This is a genomic window from Streptomyces sp. NPDC053367, assembly GCF_044545925.1.
GTDB lineage: Bacteria > Actinomycetota > Actinomycetes > Streptomycetales > Streptomycetaceae > Streptomyces.
This window is the reverse complement of record NZ_JBITYN010000001.1, coordinates 56,799-79,879: the sequence shown is the minus strand read 5'-3', so window position 1 is coordinate 79,879 and position 23,081 is coordinate 56,799. Positions and strand designations below refer to the sequence as shown.

Sequence of the window (23,081 nt, the reverse complement as noted above, 5' to 3'; positions counted from 1 at the left end):
CAAACATCTCCTTATAATCGGAACGCACAGTTCCCTACCAGGAGGTCCACCCGTGAACACCGTCCTCGGCCGCCGGGCCCGAACCCTGGCCGCCATCACCGCGACGGCCGGGCTGGTCCTCGTGGCCGGCTGCACCTCCTCCGACGACGGCGACAGCGGCAAGAAGACCGCCGCCGGCGGTGTCGAGCTGGTCAAGGCCGGACAGCTCACCACCTGCACCCACCTGCCCTACCCGCCCTTCCAGTCGGAGATCGACGGCAAGGTGCAGGGCTTCGACGTCTCCCTGATCGACCTCGTCGCCGAGGACCTCGGGGTGAAGCAGCAGATCCTCGACACGCCGTTCGAGAACTTCAAGACCGGCGCCTTCCTCAACTCCGGTGAGTGCGACCTGGCCGCGGCCGGCATGACCATCACCGAGGAGCGCAAGAAGAACGTCGACTTCTCCGACCCCTACTTCGACGCCACCCAGGCCGTCCTGGTCGACAAGAAGAGCGGCATCAAGTCCTTCGCGGACCTCAAGGGCCGCAAGGTCGGCGCCCAGGCGCAGACCACCGGCGAGGATTACGCCAAGAGCAAGGGCCTGGACCCGGTCTCCTTCGAGTCCTCCGACGCCGTCATCAACGGCCTGCGCACCGGCCAGGTCGAGGCCGTCGTCATCGACTACCCGGTCGTCCAGGGCTGGCTGAAGGACAAGGCCAACGCCGACGCCTTCGAGGTCGCCGAGCAGATCAACACCGGTGAGCAGTACGGCTTCACGGTGAAGAAGGGCAACACCAAGCTGCTCGCCGCCATCGACAAGGCCCTCGCCGAGGCCAAGTCCGACGGCACGTACAAGAAGATCTACGAGCAGTGGATCGGCCCCTACGACGAGACCGCCGCCTCCCCGGCCGCCTCCTGATGACCGCTGCAGACACAGAACTCCAGCCGAAGAAGAAGGGCCTGACCCGGCGGCAGAAGCGCCGCCTGTCGCGCGGTGTGCAGTACGTCGTGTTCGTCGCGGCCCTGGTCGCCCTCGCGGTCGGGGCCGACTGGGACCGGCTGCAGAACCAGTTCGCGCAGAAGGACATCGCCCGGGAGATGTTCCCGGACGTCATCACCCTGGCGCTGAAGAACACCGTGCTCTACACCGTGTCCGGGTTCGTCCTGGCCCTGGTGCTCGGGCTGGTGCTCGCGCTGATGCGCCTGTCGTCCGTCGGGCCGTACCGCTGGGTGGCCGGTGTCTACATCGAGATCTTCCGCGGCCTGCCCGCCCTGCTGATCTTCATCTTCATCGGAGTGGCGGTCCCGCTGGCCTTCCCCGGCACCGAGATCGTCGGCGGGACGTACGGCAAGGCGGCCCTCGCGCTCGGGCTGGTCGGCGCCGCCTACCTGGCGGAGACCTTCCGGGCCGGCATCCAGGCGGTGCCCAAGGGGCAGATGGAGGCGGCCCGTTCGCTCGGCTTCTCGCCCGCGCGCGCGATGGTCTCGATCATCATCCCGCAGGCGTTCCGGATCATCCTCCCGCCGATGACCAACGAGTTCGTCATCCTCTTCAAGGACTCCTCGCTCGTGCTGCTCCTCGGTGTCACCCTGGAGGAACGCGAACTGTCCAAGTTCGGCCGCGACCTGGCCAGCACCACCGCCAACTCCACGCCGATCCTCGTCGCCGGCCTGTGCTACCTGCTGGTGACGATTCCGCTCGGCTTCGTCGTGCGCCGCATGGAGGCCAAGGCCCAGGAGGCCGTGAAATGAGCCGACCGGAGATCCAGGTCAAGGACCTGCACAAGTCCTTCGGGGACAACCAGGTGCTGCGCGGCATCGACCTGGAGATCGGCCAGGGCGAGGTCGTCTGCGTCATCGGCCCCTCCGGCTCCGGCAAGTCGACCCTCCTGCGCTGCGTGAACCTCCTGGAGGAGCCCACCAGGGGCCAGGTCTTCGTCGGCGGCACCGAGGTCACCGACCCGGACGTCGACATCGACGCCGTACGCCGCCGCATCGGCATGGTGTTCCAGCAGTTCAACCTCTTCCCGCACCTGACGGTGACCGAGAACCTCACGCTGCCCCAGCGCCGGGTCCTCGGGCGCGGCAAGGCGGAGGCCGCCGAGGTCGCCGCGGAGAACCTGGAGCGGGTCGGCCTCGCCGAGAAGGCCGACGCCTACCCGTCCTCCCTCTCCGGCGGCCAGCAGCAGCGCGTCGCCATCGCCCGTGCGCTGGCCATGGGCCCCGAGGTGATGCTCTTCGACGAGCCGACCTCGGCCCTCGACCCGGAGCTGGTCGGAGACGTGCTCGCGGTCATGCGCATGCTGGCCCAGGAGGGCATGACCATGATGGTCGTCACCCACGAGATGACCTTCGCCCGCGAGGTCGCCGACCGGGTCGTCTTCATGGACGGCGGGGTGATCGTCGAGGACGGCGCCCCCGAGGAGGTCATCACCCGCCCCCGCCACGAGCGCACCCGCCACTTCCTCTCCCGCCTCCTGGACCCGGCGATGGCCCAGGTGGAGGAGGAGACTGGCGGCCAGGTGGGCACGTCCGGCTGACCCGCCGGCATTCCCCTCCGGGAGCCGCCCCCTCTCGCGAGGTGGGCGGCTCCCGCCGCGCGGAAGCACCTGACTAAGGTGCCGTCCATGAGCGAACGCGCGGTGCTGCACGTGAAGGGCCGGATCCTGGTCGGCCCCGAGGACGTCCGGGACGAGCTGTGGGTCGTGGACGGGCGGATCTCCTACGACCGTCCCGCCGGGGCCCGTGAGGTGCGCGCGGTCGAGGGCTGGGTGCTGCCCGGCCTGGTCGACGCGCACTGCCACGTGGGCCTCGGCCCGCACGGAGTGGTCCCCGAGGAGGAGGCCGAGAAGCAGGCCCTCACCGACCGCGGGGCCGGCACCCTGCTGATCCGCGACGCGGGCTCGCCCTCCGACACCCGCTGGACCGACGCCCGCGAGGACCTCCCCAAGATCATCCGGGCCGGCCGGCACATCGCCCGCACCCGCCGCTACCTCCGCGGCTACGCCCATGAGATCGAGCCCGCCGACCTCGTCGCGTACGTCGCCCAGGAGGCCCGGCGCGGCGACGGCTGGGTCAAACTGGTCGGCGACTGGATCGACCGGGACCTCGGCGACCTGTCGGCGTGCTGGCCGCGCGAGGCGGTCGAGGCCGCCATCGCCGAGGCCCACCGTCTCGGCGCCCGGGTCACGGCCCACTGCTTCGCCACCGAGTCCCTGCCCGACCTGGTCGAGGCGGGCATCGACTGCGTCGAGCACGCCACCGGCCTCACCGAGGACCTGATCCCGTTGTTCGCCGAGCGCGGTGTCGCGATCGTGCCGACCCTCGTCAACATCGCGACCTTCCCGCAGCTCGCGGCCGGCGGCGAGAGCAAGTTCCCCCGCTGGTCGGCCCATATGCGCCGGCTCCACGAACGCCGCTACGACACCGTCCGCGCCGCCCACGACGCCGGCATCCCGGTCTACGTCGGCACCGACGCGGGCGGCTCCCTCCCGCACGGCCTCGTCGCCGAGGAGGTCGCCGAGCTGGTGACGGCCGGCATCCCCGTGCTCGACGCCCTCGCCGCGACGACCTGGGCGGCCCGCAGCTGGCTCGGGCGGCCAGGACTGGACGAGGGCGCCCCGGCCGACCTCGTCGTCTACGAGACGGACCCGCGGCAGGACGTCCGGGTGCTCGCGGCGCCCGCGCGGGTGGTGCTGAACGGGCGTGTGGTGAGCTGACGCCGGTGTCCTGAATCGATGCCGGTGTCCTGAACCGACACAGGTGCACTGAGCTCACGCGGCGTCACCGGTGGCCGGGCCGGTCGTCGGGCACTCCTCTCGCGCTCCGGCGTGTGCGCTGCCCCGCCGGCCTGGGCGTTCGCCTCCCGGGCGCCAGAGGGTGACGGCCGGGAACACCCGTACCGGGCGAATCGAATACACGGCCGGAAACCCCACGATGGGGTGAAGTAGCTCTGGATCGCCGCCCGTTCACTCTTCGTGCGTAATTCTTGCGGAGTCCCACAGCACGTCTCCTCTGGGGGTCCCACACAGTGAACGGCACGAACACCCGTATGCCCGCACGCAGATTCGCCGCCGCCGCGGCGGCCACGGCCCTGGCCGCAGGTCCCGCGGCCCTGGCCGGTGCGGGCCCGGCCCACGCGACCCCCGACCAGGGTCGCGCGAGCGCCGTCGTCCTGCGCACCGGGCTGGACGTCGCCCTGCTCGACAAGACCGTGAACGTCCCGCTCGCGGTCTCCCTGAACGAGGTCCAGGCACCGCGGAGCGCCGAGAAGTCCACCCTCACGGTCGAGCTGGACGGCGTCGAGGGCGGAAAGCCCGTCGACGTCCTGAGCGCGGAGGTCGCCGAGGCGAAGGCAACCGTCACGGCGGACAGGTCCGAGGGCCGCACCCGCCTCGCCCACGCCCGGCTCCATGTCCCCGGGCTGCCCCTGCTGTCCCTGATCGAGGTCGAGGAGGTCACCTCCAGCGCGGTCTGCGAGACCGGGAAGGCCCCCGTCGCCACGTCGAACGTCCTCGGCACGGTGACCGTCCTCGGCAAACGCGTCACCCTCACCGCGGGCGGCCCGACCGAGGTGAGCGTGCCGGGCGTCGGCGAGGTGACCCTGAACCTCTCCCAGCGTGAGACGACGTCCCGCACGGCAGCCGCCACCGCCCTCGAACTGGCCGTCTCCATCAACCCGTTGAAGCTCAACGTGGCCGAGGTCGAGGGCACCCTGACCCTCGCGAAGGCCACCTGCGAGACACCGCCGAGCCCTGCTTCCGCGCCGCCCGTCGAGCCCCAGGGCGGGCACGAGGAGCCGGGGCTCGCGGAGACGGGAGGCAGCGCGGTGACGCCGTACGTGGCGGCCGGCGCGGTCGCGCTCTGCGTGGTGGGCGGGGGAGTGGTGACGCTGACGCGCCGCAGAAGGGGCTGAGGGGGGTCTTTCGGCTTTCCCGCCGTTTCGCCGCTTCGCGGACGCGGACGTTCTCCCACCCGCGCACCGCCCGTCGAAGCCGGCCGAAGGGCTCGGATCTCCTTCTCCGGTTGCTCGCCGTCGGCGGCTGTCCCGTCGTGAGCGGAGCCCCTCGGGGCTCAGCTCAAGGCAGCCCGTAGCGCGTCGAGGAAGCCCGACATCGTGGCCCTGTCGCGCACAGCGATGCGCAGCCAGTCCCTGTCCAGGCCCGGGAACGTGTCCCCGCGCCGCACCGCGTATCCCAGCTCGCGCAGCCGGACTCGTACGCGCGCCGCGCCGGGGACGCGGACCAGCACGAAGGGGCCTTCCGGGGGCCCCGCCACACGCACTCCCGCCGCCGCGAAGGACTCCAGCCCCGCCAGCAGATGGGCCCGGTCCGCCGCGACGCGATGCGCCGCGTGGGCCGCCTCCGCCAGGGCCTGCGGGCCGACGCACGCCTCGGCGGCGGCCAGCGCGGGGGAGGACACCGGCCACAGGGGCTGCGCCCGTTCCAGCTCGGCGATCACCTCCGGCGCGGCCAGCACGTACCCGATGCGCAGCCCGGCGAGACCCCAGGTCTTGGTCAGGCTGCGCAGTACGACCAGCCCGGGCACGTCGGTCCGCCCGGCCAGCGCCTCCCGCTCACCCGGCACCGCGTCCATGAACGCCTCGTCGGCCACCAGCGTCCGCCCCGGCCGGGCCAGCCGTACCAGGGCGTCGGCGGGGTGCAGCACCGAGGTCGGGTTCGTCGGGTTGCCGATCACCACCAGGTCCGCGCTCTCCGGCACCAGGGCCGGGTCGAGACGGAACCCGTCGGCCTCCCGCAGCAGCACCCGGTCCACACTGTGCCCGGCGTCCCGCAGCGCGGCCTCCGGCTCGGTGAACTGCGGGTGCACCACGACCGGTCGCCGCACCTTCAGCGCCCGCGCGAGCAGCACGAACGCCTCCGCCGCCCCGGCCGTCAGCAGCACCCGCTCGGGCCCGACCCCGTGCCGCGCCGCCACGGCCGCCCGGGCCGCCCGCCCGTCCGGGTAGGCAGCCAGGCCGGCCAGCGACCCGGCGATCACCTCCCGCAGCCAGGCGGGCGGAGTGTCCGCGCGGACGTTCACGGCCAGGTCCACCAGGCCCGAACCGTCGTCGCGGACCTCCGCGTCCCCGTGGTGCCGCAGATCGTGCCCGGCACCCTCCTCAGTGCGCATGCGCGTGTCCACCGTGATGGTGGTGCCCGTGGCCGTGCCCGTGGTGGTGGCCGTCGTCGTCGGGGTGGAAGTGCGGCTGCTGCGGCAGCCCCACCTTGTCCTCGAAGCCCGGCAGCGCGATCCGGTACACGCACGAGTCGCAGTTCATCCGCAGATCGCCCTTCACCGCCTCCTGGTAGCGCTCCATCACCAGGTCCAGCAGCTCCGGCTCGGGACCGATGACGTCGGCCGACCGCACCTCGAGCTCCGGATGCGCAGCCGCCCACTCCCGCGTCTGCTCCCGCACCCGGTCCGGCAGGATGCCGGTGAACAGGAAGTACGGCAGGACGACGATCCGCCGCGCGCCGAGCCGCTCGCAGCGGTCGAGCCCGCTCGGCACGTCCGGCGCGGCGAGCGACACGAACGCCGTCTCCACGCCCGCGTACCCGCGCCCCTCCCACAGCAGCCGCGCCGCCTTGTGCACCTCGGCGTTGGCGTCCGGGTCGGTCGAGCCGCGCCCGACCAGCAGGACGGTCACCTCGCTCCGCTCCCAGTCGCCGAGCACCTCCTCCAGCCGCCGCTCCAGCACGCTCAGCAGCGACGGGTGCGGCCCGAGGGGGCGGCCGTAGGAGTACGAGATACCGGGGTGCCGCTCCTTCTCGCGGGCCAGCGCCGCCGGGATGTCACCCTTGGCGTGCCCGGCGGACACCAGCATCAGCGGCACGGCCGCGAACCGCCGTACGCCCTGCTCGACCAGCTCGGTGACGGCCTCGCCCAGCGGCGGCGGGGACAGCTCGATGAAGCCGCCCGCGACGGGCAGTTCGGGGTGGCGGCGGCCCAGTTCCCGTACGAAGTCGCGGAAGGCCTCCGCTCCGGCGTCGTCCCGGGTGCCGTGGCCGGCGATCAGCAGGGCGGGCGGCGGGGTGGTCACAGGGTCTCCTTCGACTGCGGAACGGGGTGGTACAGCAGGGCGTTGAGCGCGGCGGAAGCGACCGCCGAGCCGCCCTTCTCGGACACGTTGCTCACGGCGGGCAGCCCGCTCTCCCGCAACGCGGCCTTGGACTCGACCGCGCCGACGAAACCGACGGGCAGGCCGATGACGAGCGCCGGGGCGGCGTCCAGGGTCAGCAGCTCCTCCAGCGCGGTCGGCGCGTTGCCGATCACCCAGAGGGCGCCGGGGCCGACCTGCTCGTAGGCGAGCCGGATGCCGTGCGCCGAGCGGGTCAGCCCCGGCCCGGCCACGGCGTCCTTGAGCCGGCAGACGGTATCCCGGCGGGTGATGCCCGCGCCGACCATCTCGACGTCCACGACGACGGGCGCCCCGGCGTGCAGCGCGGCGTGCGCCCCGACCAGGTCGCCCTCGTCCATGACGAGGTCGCTCGCGTAGTCCAGGTCGGCGGCGGAGTGGATGACCCGCTCCACCACCGCCCGGGTCAGCGGCGGGAAGTGCGAGGTGTCCAGGCGGGCACGCAGCCGGCGGTAGGACTCCTCCTCGATGGGATGCACGACACGGTTCACCGGGCGCCCTCCTCGGACGGTGCGGCCTGCCGGGACAGCTCCGACTCCTGCCAGCGGTAGCCGCGCGGTGTCACCATGCGTCCCGCGATGTTCCGGGTCGCGGTGTTGCCGACCGTCACGACCGTCATCATGTCGACCCAGGCCGGGTCGAGTTCACCGAGCGTCGTCAGACGGCTGGACTCGTCCGCGCGCGAGGCGTTGCGCACCACACCGACCGGCGTGCCGGGCGCGCGGTGCTCGGCGAGGATGCCCAGCGCCTTCGGCAGCTGCCAGTCACGGCCCCGCGAGCGGGGGTTGTAGAAGGTGACGACGATGTCCGCCTCGGCCGCCGCCCGCACCCGCCGCTCGATGACCTCCCACGGCGTGTGCAGGTCGGACAGGCTGATCGACACATGGTCGTGTCCCAGCGGTGCGCCCAGGATCGCCCCGGCCGCCAGCGCGGCCGTCACGCCCGGCACGCCGACCACGTCGATGTCGTCGGAGGCCTCCGCGAGCGCCGGGGACGCCATGGCGTACACGCCCGCGTCACCGCTGCCGATCAGCGCGACCGCCTGCCCCTCGCGGGCCTCGGCGACCGCCGTGCGCGCCCGTTCCTCCTCGGCGCCGAGGCCGGACTCCAGGATCCGGGTGCCCGGCCGCAGCAGGTCGCGGATCTGGTCGACGTACTGGTCGAGCCCGACCAGCACGGACGCCCGCCGCAGCTCCGCCTTCGCCCGCTCGGTGAGCAGGTCCCGCGCTCCGGGCCCGAGCCCGACCACCGCGAGCCGCCCGCGCCCTGGACGCCGTACGACGGCACAGGTCGCCATCGCGGGCAGGCCGTCAGCGCGCTCCGACCTGCGCTTGGGGACGAGGAGTTCGCCCCCGCCGGCGAGCGCGGCGGCCTCCGCCACCGACGGCGTGCCCACGGCGGCGAGCGGCGCGTCGGACGGGTTCGGCACCTCGACCGCCGCCAGTTCCCCGGCGGGGTACGTCACCACCGGCACCCCGAGCCGCGCGGCGGCCTCGACGATGCCGTGCTCCTCCGCCTTGGCGTCCACGGTGGCGAGTTCGGCGATGCTCCGAGGAGACAGACCGGCGTCCTCGCACACCCGGGAGATCAGTCCGAGGACCTCCTCGACCGGCACCCCCTTGGAGGCGCCGACCCCGACGACCAGCGTCGGCGGGCGCAGCCACACCTCCCCGGCGGCCGGTTCGCCCGCCCGGTCGGTCACCCGCACCCGGCGGTCGCCCCCGGCGGCGAACGGCAGCGGCGGCAGCGGCCACACCACCTCCGACTCCAGCGCGACCGGCTCACCGTCCAGCAGCGCCCGCGTCACGCCGGCGACATCGCCCTCGTACGGCAGCCCGAGCGTGTCCAGGCCCGGGATGCCGACCGCGTCCGTCGCCGTCGTCACCACCGGCTCGGCCGCGAGCAACGCGCCCACCTCGCGGGCGAGTTCGTTGGCGCCGCCGCCGTGCCCGCCGAGCAGCGAGACCGCGTACCGGCCGCCCTCGTCGACGCACACCACACCCGGGTCGTCCGCCTTGTCGCCCAGCAGCGGCGCGACGAGCCGTACGACCGCGCCCGTGGCCAGGAAGCACACCAGCTGCTCGCACTCGGCGAACGCCCGCCGTACGGCGTCGCCGACGGGACCGTCGTACACCCGCGTCCGCTCCGGCCACGCCGCGGCCAGCCGGTCGCGTGCCGCCGCCCCCGCCGCGGTGGCGGAAATGAGGCCGATCACTGACGTACTCCTTCACTGAGGGCCGGGGGCCGCACGCCCCACAGCAGGAAAACGGGATTGGCCGCCGCGAGCCGGGTCACCTCACCCGGCAGCGGCGCCAGCCGCGACGACTGCAGCAGCACGCCGTCGCAGGCGAACCCGGCGTCGGCGAGCGCCGCCCGGGCCGCCGGTACCCGGTCGATCGCGGCCATGGCGACCACCACCGACCGCCGCGCCCGCCGCGCGCACGCGGTGACCACGGCGGGCAGCTCACGCCCGCCGCCGCCCACGAACACGGCGTCCGGGTCGTCGAGTCCGTCCAGGACGGCCGGCGCCTCCCCGTGCACCACGTGCACGTCCACGCCGTGCGTGGCCGCGTTGGCGCGCACCCGCCCCACACCGTCCGCGGTCTTCTCCACGGCCGTCACCGCCGCACCCAGCCGAGCGCACTCCACGGCCACCGAGCCCGAGCCCGCGCCGACGTCCCACACCAGGTCACCCGGGCGCGGCCCGAGCCTGGCCAGGGCCAGCGCCCGCACCTCGAACTTGGTGATCATCGAGTCGCGGTGGGCGAAGGCGTTCTCCGCCAGCGCCCACCCGGCGGGCGGCACCGGCAGTCCCGCGTGAGCGCGTACACCACCGAGCGCCCGCCTCTCGTCCAGGCACAGCACGACACTGACCGCCGTGCCCCAGTCGCGCGCGGCGGCCTCGGCGGGCGTGACCCGCTCGACGCGCTCCCCGCCGGTGCCCAGCGCGGCGGCGACCACCAGGACACGGTCGTACGCCCGCAGCGCCGCCCCGAGTTCGGCCGGCCCGGCGCCCGGCCCGGTGAGGACGGCGACCTTCGGGTACGCCCGGCACATGTTGACCGCGGTCCGCGGATCACGCCCGTGCGCGCTGACCACCACGGCGTCCTCCCACGGCAGCCCGGCCCGCGCGAACGCGGTCGCCACCGAGGACACGCCGGGCCGTACGTCCAGCCGCTCGGGCCCGAACCGCTCGGCCAGCGCCCGCACGATGCCGAAGAACCCCGGGTCGCCCGAGGCCAGCACGACGACGGGCCGTTCCTTCTCGACGTACACCGCGACCCTGTCGAGGGCCGGCGCCAGCGGACCGAGGACGATCCGCTCGGCCGCCTCGGGCAGCGGCGTGGCCTCCAGGTGCCGCCGTCCGCCCACGACGAGCTCCGCCCCGGCGAGGACGTCCACCGGGACCGGCTGCCCGACGACCGTGATCACGTGGAGGCACCCCGCTCGCGCAGGGCCCTGCGGGCCTGGGGGTCGGCCTTGCGGTAGCCGTGGAAGTGGCCCGGGTGGTACAGGTGCGAGCGCGTGCCGTGCGCGTCGAGCGCCGGGCCCACCAGGAACAGGGTGTGCTTCCAGAGCTTGTGCTCCTTGACCGTCTCCTCCAGCGTGCCGATCGTGCACTTCACGACCAGTTCCTCCGGCCAGGTCGCCTGGTACGCGATGACGACCGGCGTGGCCGTCGGGTAGCCGCCCTCCAGCAGTTCCCGCACCAGCTGGCCGCTGCGGGCCGCCGACAGGAAGATCGCCATGGTGGTGCCGTGCTTGGCGAACTCGCGGACCTCCTCGCCGGGCGGCATCGGCGTCTTGCCGCCGCCCAGCCGGGTCAGCACCACCGACTGCGCCACCTCCGGGATGGTCAGCTCGCGCTGCGCCAGCGCGGCGACCGCCGAGAAGGACGACACGCCCGGCACGACCTCGGTCGCGATGCCGATCTCGGCACACCGGTCCAGCTGCTCCTGCGTGCCGCCCCACAGGGCGGGGTCGCCGGAGTGGATACGGGCCACCTTCAGGCCCTCCCGCGCGGCACGCCGGTACACGGCGACCACGTCCTCCAGTGACATCTGCGCGGAGTCCAGGATCTCGGCGCCCTCGCGCGCGTGGTCGAGGACCTCCGCCTGCACCAGGCTCGCCGCCCAGATCACGACGTCGGCCTCGGCGATCGCGCGCGCGGCCCGGAACGTCAGCAGATCGGCGGCGCCGGGGCCGGCACCGACGAAGGTCACCTTGCCGGTGGGGGCATCGGCCATGGGAATCGGTCCTCTCCTACTTCTTCGGTTACTGCGGTTGCTCGTCGCGGATGTGCGGGGACGCCGCGGAATCGGCTACCAAGGGGCCATGGCGGTCCTTGTCGCGCTCGGCGCGTTCCTGATGACGCTGGCCGGCGGCTGGACGGCCGGCCGTGTCACCGACCGCCGCCACCTCGTGCTGGGCCTGGCCGGCGGCCTGATGCTGGGCGTCGTGGGCCTCGACCTGCTGCCGGAGGCACTGCAGGCCGCGGGCGACGAGGTGTTCGGCGTACCGGCGGCCCTGCTGCTGTTCGTGGCCGGCTTCCTGTTCGCCCATACGGTGGAACGTCTGCTGGCGGGCCGTCGCGCGGCTCACGGCGCCGCCGACGAGCACGGGCACCGCGCCCCCGAGGTGGGGCTGACGGCCGCCGCCGCGATGGTGCTGCACAGCGCGATGGACGGCGTGGCGATCGGCGCCGCCTTCCAGGTCGGCGGCGGCATGGGGGCGGCCGTCGCGGTGGCCGTCATCGCCCACGACTTCGCCGACGGCTTCAACACCTTCACCCTGACGACCCTCTACGGCAACGCCCGCCGCCGCGCGATCGCCATGCTGGTCGCCGACGCGGCCGCACCGGTCGCGGGCGCCGCCGCCGCGGCGTTCGTCAGCATCCCGGAGCCCCTGCTGGGCGGCTATCTCGGCTTCTTCGGCGGCGCCCTGCTCTACCTCGCCGCGGCCGAGATCCTGCCCGAGGCCCACCACACGCACCCGGCCCGCCCGACCCTGCTGTGCACGGTCGCGGGCGCGGCGTTCATCTGGCTGGTGGTCGGGCTGGCCGACTGACCCGGGGCACGTCACAGCTTGCCGCCCCGTCCGCCGCCGCGCCGCGCGGGCGCGATCAGCGTCGACAGATAGGGCAGCGGCTCCTCACCGAGTCCCGCGGCAGGCCGGATCGTCTCCTCGGGCAGCCCGAGCGAGGCACCCCACACGGCGTCCTCGATCCGCCCGCTCTCCCGCAGCGCCTCGGCGACCTCGCCGGCCAGCCGCCCGAACTTGTACGCCACGACCGTGCCGGGCCCGGCCAGCGCCTCCTTCAGCACGGCCGCCCCGGCGGTCACCGGCACCAGCGTCAGCGGCTCGGTGCCCTCCGTCAGCACGGCGCCCGAGCGGGACGCGAGGTCCTGCATGGCGGTGATGCCCGGCACGGTCTCGACCCGCACGCCGGGCACGAGGCCGCCGATGGTCTGCGCGAGGTAGGTGAACGTCGAGTACACGTTCGGGTCGCCGATGGTGGCGAACGCGACCGTGCCGCGCTCCCGCAGCAACTCCGCGACCCTGCCGCCCGCCGCGTCCCAGGCGGCCTCCCGGCGTCCCCGGTCGGTGCGCTCGTTCAGCGCGAACACGACCCGCACGACCTTGTCCCCGGGGACGTAGTGCAGCACCGTCGCCTCGGCCCGCCCGCGCTCACCCGTGTCCATCACGGGCACCACCACGACATCGGCGGCCCGCAGCGCGTTGACCCCCTTGACGGTCACCAGCTCCGGGTCGCCCGGGCCCACCCCGACTCCGATCAGCCTGCTGCTCATGACGTCCGGCACCTCTCCACGAACCGACGGGCCACACCGGGCTCGGCGGCCCAGTGCGTGTGCAGATAACTCGCGTGCACACCTTGTTGAACGAAACCTTCGACGCGCTTGTGAGGGGCGCGCACCCCCCACGCCGCAGCCGCCCCCGCGCCCGGCTCGACGACCGTGCGATGGAACTCGTGGCCCCGCATCCGGGTCCCGGCGGGCGCGAGCACGCTGTCCGACACCGCGACCGCGTTCCGGTAGCCGAGCGTGAGCCGCTCGCTCATCCGCGCGGTCGCGTCCAGCACCCCGCACATCGGCTGCCCGTCCAGCTCCCGGCACAGGTACAGCAGCCCGGCGCACTCGGCCGCCACGGGCGCCCCGCTCAGCGCCAGTCCGGCGACCGCCCTGCGCAACGGCTCGTTGGCCGACAGCTCCGCGGCGTACACCTCGGGGAACCCGCCGCCGATGACCAACCCCCGCGTGCCCTCGGGGAGTCGCTCGTCACGGAGCGGGTCGAAGGTGACGACCTCCGCCCCCGCGGCGGTCAGCAGCTCGGAGTGCTCGGCGTAGGAGAAGGTGAAGGCGGGCCCGCCGGCGACCGCGACCACCGGACGCTCCCCAACCGCGTGGACGGGCGCCTCCCATGCCGTGTCCGCCAGTGCACCGGCCCCCCGCGCCAGCGCCACCAGCGCGTCCAGATCGCACCCGGCCGCGACCTGCGCGGCCATGGCGTCGACGGCCTCCACCGCCTGGGCACGCCGCTCGGCGACCGGCACCAGACCCAGATGCCGCGACGGCGTGTCCACCTGCGGAACGCGCCGCAGGACGCCGAACACCGGCACCCCGGAGGAGTCCAGCGCCTCCCGCAGCAGTTCCTCGTGCCGGTTTGACCCGACCTTGTTCAGGATCACCCCCGCGACCCGGACCTCCGGATCCCAGGAGGCGAACCCGTGCACCAGCGCCGCCACGGACCGCGACTGCGACGACGCGTCCACGACGAGCACGACCGGCGCCCGCAGCAGCTTGGCGACATGGGCCGTGGAAGCCAGTTCGCCCTCCCCGGCCGCCCCGTCGTACAGCCCCATCACGCCCTCGACGACCGCGATGTCACACCCGCGCGCCCCGTGCAGGAACAGCGGGGCGACCAGCTCCGGCCCGCACAGGTACGCGTCGAGGTTGCGCCCCGCGCGCCCGGTGGCGAGCGCGTGGTACCCCGGGTCGATGTAGTCGGGACCCACCTTGTGCGGGGACACGGAGAGCCCCCGCGCGGCGAGCGCGGCCATCAGCCCCGTGGCGACGGTGGTCTTGCCGCTGCCGGACGACGGCGCGGCGACGACCAGCCGGGGCACGGCCGACGGCGACGGCGGAGACGGCGACGACGGGGACGGGGACATCACGGCGTCACCACTCGATGCCCCGCTGGCCCTTCTGGCCGGCGTCCATCGGGTGCTTGACCTTGGACATGTCGGTGACCAGGTCCGCGAACTCCACCAGCTTCGCGGGCGCGTTGCGCCCGGTGATCACCACATGCTGAGTCCCGGGCCGGTCGCGCAGCACGTCGACGACCTCGTCGGTGTCGACCCACCCCCAGTGCATCGGGTACGCGAACTCGTCGAGCACGTACAGCCTGTACGTCTCGGCCGCCAGGTCCCGCTTGACCTGCTCCCAGCCCTCGCGGGCTTTCTCCTCGTTGTCCATCTGGGAGTCCCGCTGGACCCACGACCAGCCCTCGCCCATCTTGTGCCAGTCGACGGTGCCGCCCTCGCCGGAGGCGCCGAGGACGCGCAGCGCGTTCTCCTCGCCGACCTTCCACTTCGCCGACTTGACGAACTGGAACACCCCGATCGGCCAGCCCTGGTTCCAGGCCCGCAGCGCCAGCCCGAACGCGGCCGTCGACTTGCCCTTGCCGATGCCCGTGTGCACCACGACCAGCGGACGGTTGCGCCGCTGCCGTGTCGTCAGTCCGTCGTCCGGCACCACACTCGGCTGTCCCTGCGGCATTACGCGGCCCTCCTCGTCGACGTCACGTCCTTCACCAGTCCGGCGATGCTGTCCGCCCGCAGCTCGTCCAGCGCCACCGCGGTCCCACCCAGCTCACCGGCGAGCTTCCCGGCGAGCCCCAGCCGCACCGGCCCCGACTCGCAGTCCACGACCACCGAGGCGACCTGCTCGGCCGCGAACAGGCCGGCCGCCCGGGAGGCCAGCACCAGCGGCTCGGGCCCTCCGGTCGCCCGCCCGTCGGTCACCACGACGACCAGGGGCCGCCGCGCCGCGTCCCGCAGCCGCTCCACCCGCAGCACCTCGTGCGCCTTGAGCAGCCCGGCCGCCAGCGGCGTACGCCCACCGGTCGGCAGCGACTCCAGCCGCGCGGCCGCCGCGTCGACGGAGGACGTCGGCGGCAGGGCGACCTCGGCCCCCGCGCCCCGGAACGTCACCAGGCCCACCTTGTCCCGCCGCTGATAGGCGTCGAGCAGCAGCGACAGCACGGCACCCTTCACGGCGCTCATCCGCTGCCGCGCCGCCATCGACCCGGAGGCGTCCACCACGAACAGCACGAGGTTGCCCTCGCGCCCCTCCCGGACCGCCTGCCGCAGATCGTCCCGCCGCACCACAAGGCCCGGACCGGACCGGCCGCGCGCCCGCTGGTGCGGGGCCGCCGCCTGCACGGTCGCCGCCAGATGCAGCTTGGTCAGCGCGCCCTGCGGCCGCCGCGCCCCGGTCGTCCGCCCGTGCGCGGTCCGCGCCCGCGAACGCCGCCCGGCGTCACCCTCACCGATCCCCGGCACGCTGAGCACCTTGGTCCGGAACGGCTCGGCGGCCCGTGCGGGGGACTGCTCACCGCCGCCCGCGGGGGTCTCGGTGCCCTCACCCTCCTCGGGCCGCGCGCCCGTGTCGCCGCCCTGCGCGGGCCCGTCGTCCGGCTGCCCGCCGCCCCCGCCGGGACCGCCGCCCGGCCCGTCGGGGTCCGGGTCGTCCTCGGGGGAGTCCCCGGAGAACTCCTCCAGCGTCCGGTCCAGCTTGTCCTCGTCGAGCCCCGGCGCGTCGAAGGGATTGCGCCTGCGCCGGTGCGGCAGCGCGAGCAGCGCCGCCTGCCGTACGTCCTCGGCCAGCACCTCGGTCCGCCCCGCCCAGGCGGCCAGCGCCGTGGCGGTACGCGCCATCACGATGTCGGCCCGCATGCCGTCCACCTCGAAGGCCGCACAGGTCGCCGCGATCTGCCGCAGCGCCCCGTCGCCCAGCCGCACCTGCGACAGCAGCTCCCGCGCCGCCACGATCCGCTGCCGTACGGCGGCCTCCTCGTCGGCCCAGCGCGCGGCGAAGCCGGCCGGGTCGTCGTCGTACGCCAGCCGACGCCGTACGACCTCCACCCGCTGGTCGGGCTCCCGCGAGGCGGCCACCTCGACCGTCAGGCCGAACCGGTCGAGCAGCTGCGGCCGCAGCTCGCCCTCCTCGGGGTTCATGGTGCCGACCAGCAGGAAGCGCGCCGCGTGCCGCACGGACACGCCCTCGCGCTCCACGTACGAGGCACCCATCGCCGCCGCGTCCAGCAGCAGGTCGACCAGATGGTCGTGCAGCAGGTTGACCTCGTCGACGTAGAGGATCCCGCGGTGCGCGTCCGCCAGCAGACCCGGCTCGAAGGCCTTCACGCCCTCCGCGAGCGCCCGCTCGATGTCCAGCGCGCCGACCAGCCGGTCCTCGGAGGCGCCCACGGGCAGCTCGACCATCCGCGCGGGCCGCTCGGTGCCGCCGCCCGGTTCGTGCGGCCCGTCCGGGCACGCCGGGTCGGGGCGCGCGGGGTCGCACGAGAACCGGCACCCGGCGACGACCGGCACCTGCGGCAGCAGTGCCGAGAGCGCCCGCACGGCCGTCGACTTGGCGGTGCCCTTCTCGCCGCGCACCAGCACCCCGCCGACCGCCGGGGACACGGCGTTCAGCAGCAGCGCGAGCCGCAGATCGTCCTGGCCGACAACGGCCGTGAAAGGAAAGGGAGTCGTCACTGGTCGCCCTCCAGGTCGCCTTCGAGCTCCAGATAGGTGGCCCGCAGCCGCTCCAGCGTGTCCGCGTCCGGCTCCGCCCACAGGCCGCGCTCGGCGGCCTCCAGGAGCCGCTCGGTGATGCCGCGCAGCGCCCACGGGTTGGACTGCTTCATGAAGTCCCGGTTCTCCGGGTCGAAGACGTACTCGGCGCTGAGCTTCTCGTACATCCAGTCGTCGACCACGCCCGCCGTGGCGTCGTAGCCGAACAGGTAGTCGACGGTCGCCGCCATCTCGAAGGCGCCCTTGTAGCCGTGCCTCCGCATGGCCGCCATCCAGCGCGGGTTGACCACGCGGGCGCGGAACACACGGTGCGTCTCCTCGCCCAGCGTCCGGGTCTTCACCTGGTCGGGCGTCGCCGAATCACCCACGTACGCCTCGGGGTTGGCGCCCGTGAGGTGGCGGACCATGGCGACCATGCCGCCGTGGTACTGGAAGTAGTCGTCGGCGTCGACCAGGTCGTGCTCGCGCGTGTCGACGTTCTTCGCGGCCACCGCGATCCGCCTGAACGCCGTCTCCATGTCCCCGCGCGCCGCCCGCCCGTCGAGCCCGCGCCCGTAGGCGTAGCCGCCCCACACCGCGTACACCTCGGCGAGGTCGGCGTCCGAGCGCCAGTTGCGGGCGTCGATCAGCGGCAGCAGGCCGGCCCCGTACGCGCCCGGCTTGGAGCCGAAGATACGGGCCGTCGCGCGGCGCCGGTCGCCGTGCTCGGCGGTGTCCTCGTCGGCGTGGGCCCTGACATAGTTCTGCTCGGCCGGCTCGTCCAGCTCGGCGACCTCGCGGACGGCGTCGTCGATCAGCCCGACCACGTGCGGGAACGCGTCCCGGAAGAAGCCGGAGATGCGGACGGTGACGTCGATGCGCGGCCGGCCCAGCTCGGCGAGGGGGATCACCTCGAAGCCGGTCACCCTCCGCGAGGCCTCGTCCCACACCGGGCGGCAGCCCAGCAGCGCCAGGATCTCGGCGATGTCGTCGCCCTGGGTGCGCATCGCGGAGGTGCCCCACACCGTCAGGCCCACCGACTTCGGGTAGTCGCCGGTGTCCTGGAGGTACCGCTGCACCAGCGAGTCGGCGAGCGACTGGCCGACCTCCCAGCTCAGCCGGGAGGGGATCGCCTTGGGGTCGACGGAGTAGAAGTTCCGGCCCGTCGGCAGCACGTTGACCAGGCCGCGCGTCGGGGAACCGGACGGGCCGGCCGGGACGTAACCGCCGTCGAGAGCCCTGAGGATGTGCCCGATCTCGTCCGTCGTGCGGGCGAGGCGCGGCACGACCTCGTCGCAGGCGAACTCCAGCACCGCCACGGCGTCCGGGAGTTCGACGCCGACGACCTCCCGCACGAGCGCGGGCACCGACGCCACGCCCCAGTCCCGGGCCTCCATGCCCTCCGCGATCCGCCGGCACAGCTGCTCCAGCAGGTCGATCGCGTCGGCGGCGGTACGCGCCGGGCCCTCCACCAGGTCCGTCAGCTCCACCGGCACCTTCACCGCGGCGCCCGGCTCGGCCAGCAACTCCTTCTCCACCAGGCCGAAATGCGCGGCCAGGCACGCCCGCAGCCCCGGCAGCGCGTTCGCCTGTCCGCCCCACACCTGCGCGGCGCGCAGCACGGCCAGCACCAGGTTCACGCGCGGCTCACCGACCGGGCCACCGCCCAGGATGTGCAGGCCGTCGCGGATCTGCACGTCCTTGATCTCGCACAGATAGCCGTCGATGTGCATGACGAACTCGTCGAACGCGTCGTCGTCCGGCTGCTCGTCCACATGCAGGTCGTGGTGCAGCTCGGCCGCCTTGACGAGCGTCCAGATCTGCGCCCGCACGGCCGGCGCCTTCGCCGGGTCCAGATCGCTGACCAGCGCGTACTCGTCGAGCAGCTGTTCCAGCTTGGCCAGGTCGCCATAGGTGTCGGCGCGCGCCATCGGCGGGACCAGATGGTCGACGACCGTGGCGTGGCCGCGCCGCTTGGCCTGGGTGCCCTCGCCGGGGTCGTTGACGATGAACGGGTAGATCAGCGGCAGGTCGCCGAGGACCGCGTCCGGGGCGCAACCGCCGCTCAGCCCGAGGCCCTTGCCCGGGAGCCACTCCATCGTGCCGTGCTTGCCCATGTGGACGATCGCGTCGGCGCCGAACGAGTTCTCCAGCCACCGGTAGGCCGCCATGTAGTGGTGCGACGGCGGCATGTCGGGGTCGTGGTAGATCGCGATCGGGTTCTCCCCGAAGCCGCGCGGCGGCTGGATCATCACGACGACGTTCCCGAACTGCAGGGATGCCAGCACGATGTCGTCGCCGTCGACGTACAGCGAGCCCGGCGGCTCGCCCCACGCCCCCAGCATGGCGTCCCGCAGCTCCGGGTCGAGCTTGTCGAACCACGCCCGGTAGTCGGCGAGCGGCACACGCGCGGGCGCGGAGGCCAGCTGCTCCTCGGTGAGCCATTCGACGTCGTGGCCGCCGGCCTCGATGAGCCGGTGGATCAGCTCGTCACCGCCCGACGGGTACTCGGTCAGGCTGTATCCGGCCTCCTTGAGGGCGTCCAGCACCCGCACCGCCGACGCGGGCGTGTCCAGTCCCACCGCGTTGCCGACCCGCGAGTGCTTGGTCGGGTACGCGGTGAAGACCAGGGCCAGCCTCTTCTCGGCGTTCGGCTTGTGCCTCAACTGCGCGTGGCGTACGGCGATCCCGGCCACCCGCGCGGCCCGCTCCGGGTCGGCCCGGTACACCGGCACGTCGTCCGGGCCCTGCTCCTTGAAGGAGAACGGCACCGTGATCAGCCGTCCGTCGAACTCCGGGATCGCCACCTGCATCGCCGCGTCCATGGGGGACAGCGCGGCGTCCGACTCGTCCCACGCCGCTCGCGAGGAGGTCAGGCACAGGCCCTGCAGCACCGGCACGTTCAGGTCGGCGAGGGCCCCGATGTCCCACGCCTCCTCGTCGCCGCCCGCCGAGGCGTGCGAGGCGTGCGTGCCGCCCGCCGCGAGGACGGTCGCCACCAGCGCGTCGGCCTCGGCGAGGAGCTCGTACAGCCCGGCGTCCGCGCCGCGCAGCGAACCGCAGTACACCGGCAGGGCGTTGGCGCCCCGCGCCTCGATCGCCTCGCACAGGGTGTCCACGAAGGCGGTGTTGCCGCTGAGCTCGTGGGCCCGGTAGAAGAGCACGCCGACGGTCGGGCGGCCCTCCTGGAAGGCACGCTCGCCGTGGACGCCGTACTCCGGCGTCTTCCGCGGCGCGGCGAAGCCCTCGCCGGTCAGCAGCACGGTGTCGGACAGGAAGCGGGAGAGCTCGACCAGGTTCTCCGGTCCGCCCTCCACCAGGTACTTCAGCGCCTCCGCCACCACGCCCGCGGGCACACTGGACTCGGCCATCAGCTCCGCGTCCGGTACGGCCTCGCCGCCCAGCAGCACGGTCGGGACGCCGGACGCCTTCAGCGCGGCGAGCCCGTCCTCCCAGGCGCGCTTGCCGCCGAGGAGCCGTACCACGGCGATGTCCGCGCCCTGGAGCAGCGCGGGCAGTTCGGCGGCGACGTCGACCCGGGTCGGATTGCCGATCCGGTACGGCGCACCCGAGGCGCGGGCCGCCAGCAGGTCCGTGTCGGCGGTCGACAACAACAACACTGTGCTCATGCGGGCGCTCCCGGTGGAATGAAAGGCAGTCCTTGCGGCGCGCCGGACTCGATGAGCCGCCACAGCGCGTCCGTGTCCGCGTGCTGTTCGATCAGGTCGCCGAGCCGGTCGAGCTGCTCCTCGCGCAGCGCGGCGAAGGACGTGTCGGGCGCCGGCACGAAGCGGCGGCCCGCGGCGGCGGCCACCTCGCGCAGGAAGGCGCGCCGGAAGCCGTCCGACTCCAGCGAGCCGTGCCAGTGGGTGCCCCAGGTCTGGCCGACCCGGCAGCCGTCGAGGAAGGGCTCGCCCGACAGGACGGTGGCCACGCCGTGGTGGATCTCGTACCCCTCGACGGGTTCGCCGAGTGCCTCGCCGGCCGGCCGGGTGAGGGTCTTCTCGCGGGCGAACCGCACCCGCACGGGCAGGATGCCGAGCCCGTCCACCTGGCCGCGGCGGCTCTCGACCTCGTCCTCGATGTGCTCGCCGAGGATCTGGAACCCGCCGCAGACGCCGAGGACCGGCCGCCCCTCGGCCGCCCGGCGCACGAGGGCGTCAGCGAGGCCCCGCTCGCGCAGCCACTCCAGCGCCCGCACGGTCCCCCGGGTGCCCGGCACCACCACGAGGTCCGCGTCGGCCAGTTCCTCCGGCCGGTCCACGAACCGCACGACCACGCCCGGTTCGGCGGCGAGGGCGTCGACGTCCGTGAAGTTGGACATCAGCGGGACCGCGCACACGGCGACGCGCAGCACGTCCTCGCCGACGGGCGGCGCCACGTTCGACTCGCGGACGGTGCCCCGCAGCGACACCCGCAGCCCGTCCTCCTCGTCGATGCCGAGACCGTGCCGGAAGGGCAGCACACCGTACGTGCGCCGCCCGGTGAGGTCCTGGAGCATGTCCAGCCCCGGCTCCAGCAGCGAGACGTCCCCGCGGAACTTGTTCACGAGGAACCCGGCGACCAGCTCCTGGTCCTCGCGCGAGAGCAGCGCCACCGTCCCGAAGAAGGACGCGAAGACGCCCCCGCGGTCGATGTCGCCGACGACGAGGACGGGGAGCCCGGCGTTGCGGGCGATCCCCATGTTCACGATGTCGGTCCGTCTGAGGTTGATCTCGGCCGGACTGCCCGCCCCCTCGCAGATCACCGCGTCATACGTGCCCCGCAACTCGGCCAGACAGTCCAGCACGGTGCCGAGCAACTGCTGCTGCCGCCCGCCGTGGTAGCCCCGCGCGCTCAGCTCGCCGACCGGCTTGCCGAGCAGCACGACCTGGCTGCTCTGCTCGCCACCGGGCTTGAGCAGCACGGGGTTCATCAGCGCGGTCGGCTCGACGCGGCAGGCCTGCGCCTGCATGGCCTGCGCCCGCCCGATCTCGGCGCCCTCGCGCGTCACGAACGAGTTCAGGGACATGTTCTGCGCCTTGAAGGGCGCGACCTTGACCCCCTGCCGCACCAGCCACCGGCAGATACCGGCCGTGACGACGCTCTTGCCCGCGTCGGAGGTGGTGCCGGCGACGAGGAGACCCCCGCCCGTGTTCTTCCCCCCGCTCATCTCTTCCGCCCCTTCGCGACCAGGCGCCCGGCGACTCCCACGCCGAGCGCGAGCCAGCCGACCCGGCGCGAGAGCCGTACCGCCCGGTCGATGTCGGTGACGGCGACGGCGCGGCCCGTCGCCCCGTTCAGTACGGGCCGGTGCTCGACCCGGCCGCCGTAGGACAGCGTGCCGCCGAGCCGCACCCCGAGGGCGCCCGCGAAGGAGGCCTCCACGGGACCGGCGTTGGGGCTCGGGTGCTGCGCCGCGTCGGCCCGCCAGGCGCGCACGGCGCCGCGCGGGTCGGGTCCTGCGGCCGCGGCGAGTACGGCGGTCAGCCGGGCGCCCGGCCAGCCGGCGAGGTCGTCGAGGCGGGCCGAGGCCCATCCGAAGCGGCGGTAGCGGGGCGACTTGTGCCCCACCATCGCGTCGAGGGTGTTCACGGCCCGGAACCCGAGCAGCCCTGGCACCCCGCCGACGGCACCCCACACCAGGGCGCCGACGACCGCGTCGGAGGTGTTCTCGGCGACCGACTCCACGACGGCCCGGGCGATCCCGTCGGCGTCCAGGGCCTGCGGGTCACGTCCGCACAGGTGCGGCAGCCGGGCCCGGGCGGCCTCCACGTCACCGGCCTGAAGCGCCCGGCCGATGGCCCGGGCCTCGCGCGCCAGCGAAGTCCCGCCGACGACGGCCCAGGTGGCGGCGGCGGTCAGCGCGACGGATGCGGCCGGGGAGCGGCGTACGGCACGGGTGGCCGCGGCGCCCAGGGCGACCGTGCCGCCCACGCACACGGCCGTGTGCAGGGCACCCAGGCCGCGGTGGTCGCGCCACAGCTTGCGTTCGACGGCGCCGGCGGCGCGGCCGAACGCGGCGACCGGGTGCCCGCGGCGCGGATCACCGAGCAGGAGGTCACCGAGGAGGCCGGCGGCGGCGCCGTACGCGAACACGCGATCGGCACGCATGGGGCTCAGCCGGCCGTGCAGGCGGGCAGGGCAGGGGTGGTGAACCGTGTTCGGCAGCCG

19 protein-coding genes are annotated in these 23,081 nt (G+C 74.0%); 6 read left to right on the top strand and 13 right to left on the bottom strand.

Annotation, left to right across the window (positions count from 1 at the left end; translation table 11 throughout):
- Nucleotides 1–52: 52 nt before the first annotated feature.
- The 5 genes from ACIGXJ_RS00395 (at nucleotide 53) to ACIGXJ_RS00375 (ending at nucleotide 4,894) form a co-directional block, all read left to right on the top strand.
- The gene (locus ACIGXJ_RS00395; RefSeq protein WP_399639507.1) at nucleotides 53–898 is read left to right on the top strand and encodes a transporter substrate-binding domain-containing protein; all 846 of its coding nucleotides are present in this window, start codon (nucleotides 53–55) and stop codon (nucleotides 896–898) included.
- Nucleotides 898–1,731, top strand: a complete 834-nt coding sequence (locus ACIGXJ_RS00390; protein ID WP_399639504.1) for an amino acid ABC transporter permease — start codon at nucleotides 898–900, stop codon at nucleotides 1,729–1,731. The genes ACIGXJ_RS00395 and ACIGXJ_RS00390 overlap by 1 nt, the downstream gene beginning before the upstream one ends.
- Entirely contained in the window at nucleotides 1,728–2,519 is a 792-nt protein-coding gene (locus ACIGXJ_RS00385) for an amino acid ABC transporter ATP-binding protein (RefSeq protein WP_399639500.1), read from the top strand. The genes ACIGXJ_RS00390 and ACIGXJ_RS00385 overlap by 4 nt, the downstream gene beginning before the upstream one ends.
- Nucleotides 2,520–2,606: 87 nt before the next feature.
- Nucleotides 2,607–3,698, top strand: a complete 1,092-nt coding sequence (locus ACIGXJ_RS00380) for an amidohydrolase family protein (RefSeq protein ID WP_399639496.1) — start codon at nucleotides 2,607–2,609, stop codon at nucleotides 3,696–3,698.
- A gap of 311 nt (nucleotides 3,699–4,009) precedes the next feature.
- Nucleotides 4,010–4,894: an SCO1860 family LAETG-anchored protein gene (locus tag ACIGXJ_RS00375; RefSeq protein WP_399639493.1), complete on the top strand. Its 885-nt coding sequence runs from the start codon at nucleotides 4,010–4,012 to the stop codon at nucleotides 4,892–4,894.
- Nucleotides 4,895–5,052: 158 nt separating this feature from the next.
- Here the strand turns inward: ACIGXJ_RS00375 and cobC are convergent, their stop codons facing one another.
- From cobC to cobM, 6 genes are read right to left on the bottom strand one after another with little or no spacing between them, the layout of a single operon-like run.
- Nucleotides 5,053–6,111, bottom strand: a complete 1,059-nt coding sequence (gene cobC, locus ACIGXJ_RS00370) for an Rv2231c family pyridoxal phosphate-dependent protein CobC (protein ID WP_399639490.1) — start codon at nucleotides 6,109–6,111, stop codon at nucleotides 5,053–5,055.
- Complete coding sequence (locus tag ACIGXJ_RS00365; RefSeq protein WP_399639487.1) at nucleotides 6,101–7,021, bottom strand: sirohydrochlorin chelatase; 921 nt, start codon at nucleotides 7,019–7,021, stop codon at nucleotides 6,101–6,103. Before ACIGXJ_RS00365 ends, cobC begins: the two co-directional genes overlap by 11 nt.
- The gene (locus tag ACIGXJ_RS00360; protein WP_399639484.1) at nucleotides 7,018–7,608 is read right to left on the bottom strand and encodes a precorrin-8X methylmutase; all 591 of its coding nucleotides are present in this window, start codon (nucleotides 7,606–7,608) and stop codon (nucleotides 7,018–7,020) included. Before ACIGXJ_RS00360 ends, ACIGXJ_RS00365 begins: the two co-directional genes overlap by 4 nt.
- Nucleotides 7,605–9,332: a precorrin-3B C(17)-methyltransferase gene (gene cobJ / locus ACIGXJ_RS00355; protein WP_399639481.1), complete on the bottom strand. Its 1,728-nt coding sequence runs from the start codon at nucleotides 9,330–9,332 to the stop codon at nucleotides 7,605–7,607. Before cobJ ends, ACIGXJ_RS00360 begins: the two co-directional genes overlap by 4 nt.
- The gene (gene cbiE / locus ACIGXJ_RS00350) at nucleotides 9,329–10,549 is read right to left on the bottom strand and encodes a precorrin-6y C5,15-methyltransferase (decarboxylating) subunit CbiE (protein WP_399639479.1); all 1,221 of its coding nucleotides are present in this window, start codon (nucleotides 10,547–10,549) and stop codon (nucleotides 9,329–9,331) included. Before cbiE ends, cobJ begins: the two co-directional genes overlap by 4 nt.
- On the bottom strand, nucleotides 10,546–11,364 hold the full coding sequence (gene cobM, locus ACIGXJ_RS00345; protein WP_399639477.1) for a precorrin-4 C(11)-methyltransferase: 819 nt from the start codon (nucleotides 11,362–11,364) through the stop codon (nucleotides 10,546–10,548). Before cobM ends, cbiE begins: the two co-directional genes overlap by 4 nt.
- Nucleotides 11,365–11,452: 88 nt before the next feature.
- Between cobM and ACIGXJ_RS00340 the strand changes: the two genes are divergently transcribed.
- Nucleotides 11,453–12,184 carry a ZIP family metal transporter gene (locus ACIGXJ_RS00340; RefSeq protein ID WP_399639474.1) on the top strand — a complete coding sequence of 244 codons (732 nt, stop codon included), beginning with the start codon at nucleotides 11,453–11,455 and terminating at the stop codon, nucleotides 12,182–12,184.
- An 11-nt stretch (nucleotides 12,185–12,195) separates the two neighbouring features.
- Here the strand turns inward: ACIGXJ_RS00340 and cobI are convergent, their stop codons facing one another.
- From cobI to ACIGXJ_RS00305, 7 genes are read right to left on the bottom strand one after another with little or no spacing between them, the layout of a single operon-like run.
- Nucleotides 12,196–12,927, bottom strand: coding sequence for a precorrin-2 C(20)-methyltransferase (cobI, locus tag ACIGXJ_RS00335; RefSeq protein ID WP_399639472.1), 732 nt, complete (start codon nucleotides 12,925–12,927; stop codon nucleotides 12,196–12,198).
- The gene (locus tag ACIGXJ_RS00330) at nucleotides 12,924–14,306 is read right to left on the bottom strand and encodes a cobyrinate a,c-diamide synthase (RefSeq protein WP_399639469.1); all 1,383 of its coding nucleotides are present in this window, start codon (nucleotides 14,304–14,306) and stop codon (nucleotides 12,924–12,926) included. The genes cobI and ACIGXJ_RS00330 overlap by 4 nt, the downstream gene beginning before the upstream one ends.
- Nucleotides 14,307–14,313: 7 nt before the next feature.
- Nucleotides 14,314–14,913, bottom strand: a complete 600-nt coding sequence (cobO, locus tag ACIGXJ_RS00325; protein ID WP_399639465.1) for a cob(I)yrinic acid a,c-diamide adenosyltransferase — start codon at nucleotides 14,911–14,913, stop codon at nucleotides 14,314–14,316.
- Nucleotides 14,913–16,910 carry a putative cobaltochelatase gene (locus tag ACIGXJ_RS00320; protein WP_399639462.1) on the bottom strand — a complete coding sequence of 666 codons (1,998 nt, stop codon included), beginning with the start codon at nucleotides 16,908–16,910 and terminating at the stop codon, nucleotides 14,913–14,915. The genes cobO and ACIGXJ_RS00320 overlap by 1 nt, the downstream gene beginning before the upstream one ends.
- Nucleotides 16,907–20,557, bottom strand: a complete 3,651-nt coding sequence (gene cobN, locus ACIGXJ_RS00315) for a cobaltochelatase subunit CobN (protein WP_399639459.1) — start codon at nucleotides 20,555–20,557, stop codon at nucleotides 16,907–16,909. Before cobN ends, ACIGXJ_RS00320 begins: the two co-directional genes overlap by 4 nt.
- Nucleotides 20,554–22,080, bottom strand: a complete 1,527-nt coding sequence (locus ACIGXJ_RS00310) for a cobyric acid synthase (RefSeq protein ID WP_399639456.1) — start codon at nucleotides 22,078–22,080, stop codon at nucleotides 20,554–20,556. The genes cobN and ACIGXJ_RS00310 overlap by 4 nt, the downstream gene beginning before the upstream one ends.
- Nucleotides 22,077–23,021 (bottom strand): cobalamin biosynthesis protein, encoded by a 945-nt coding sequence (locus ACIGXJ_RS00305; protein WP_399639453.1) that lies wholly within the window; start codon nucleotides 23,019–23,021, stop codon nucleotides 22,077–22,079. The genes ACIGXJ_RS00310 and ACIGXJ_RS00305 overlap by 4 nt, the downstream gene beginning before the upstream one ends.
- Nucleotides 23,022–23,081: the final 60 nt, after the last annotated feature.

Bases quoted from the DNA above. Each gene is read 5' to 3' on its own strand.
- cobN (WP_399639459.1), bottom strand. From the start codon at position 20,557: ATGAGCACAGTGTTGTTGTTGTCGACCGCCGACACGGACCTGCTGGCG.
- cobM (WP_399639477.1), bottom strand. From the start codon at position 11,364: ATGGCCGATGCCCCCACCGGCAAGGTGACCTTCGTCGGTGCCGGCCCC.
- ACIGXJ_RS00305 (WP_399639453.1), bottom strand. From the start codon at position 23,021: ATGCGTGCCGATCGCGTGTTCGCGTACGGCGCCGCCGCCGGCCTCCTC.
- ACIGXJ_RS00330 (WP_399639469.1), bottom strand. From the start codon at position 14,306: ATGTCCCCGTCCCCGTCGTCGCCGTCTCCGCCGTCGCCGTCGGCCGTG.
- cobO (WP_399639465.1), bottom strand. From the start codon at position 14,913: ATGCCGCAGGGACAGCCGAGTGTGGTGCCGGACGACGGACTGACGACA.
- ACIGXJ_RS00390 (WP_399639504.1), top strand. From the start codon at position 898: ATGACCGCTGCAGACACAGAACTCCAGCCGAAGAAGAAGGGCCTGACC.
- cobI (WP_399639472.1), bottom strand. From the start codon at position 12,927: ATGAGCAGCAGGCTGATCGGAGTCGGGGTGGGCCCGGGCGACCCGGAG.
- ACIGXJ_RS00380 (WP_399639496.1), top strand. From the start codon at position 2,607: ATGAGCGAACGCGCGGTGCTGCACGTGAAGGGCCGGATCCTGGTCGGC.
- ACIGXJ_RS00340 (WP_399639474.1), top strand. From the start codon at position 11,453: ATGGCGGTCCTTGTCGCGCTCGGCGCGTTCCTGATGACGCTGGCCGGC.
- ACIGXJ_RS00310 (WP_399639456.1), bottom strand. From the start codon at position 22,080: ATGAGCGGGGGGAAGAACACGGGCGGGGGTCTCCTCGTCGCCGGCACC.
- ACIGXJ_RS00385 (WP_399639500.1), top strand. From the start codon at position 1,728: ATGAGCCGACCGGAGATCCAGGTCAAGGACCTGCACAAGTCCTTCGGG.
- cobC (WP_399639490.1), bottom strand. From the start codon at position 6,111: ATGCGCACTGAGGAGGGTGCCGGGCACGATCTGCGGCACCACGGGGAC.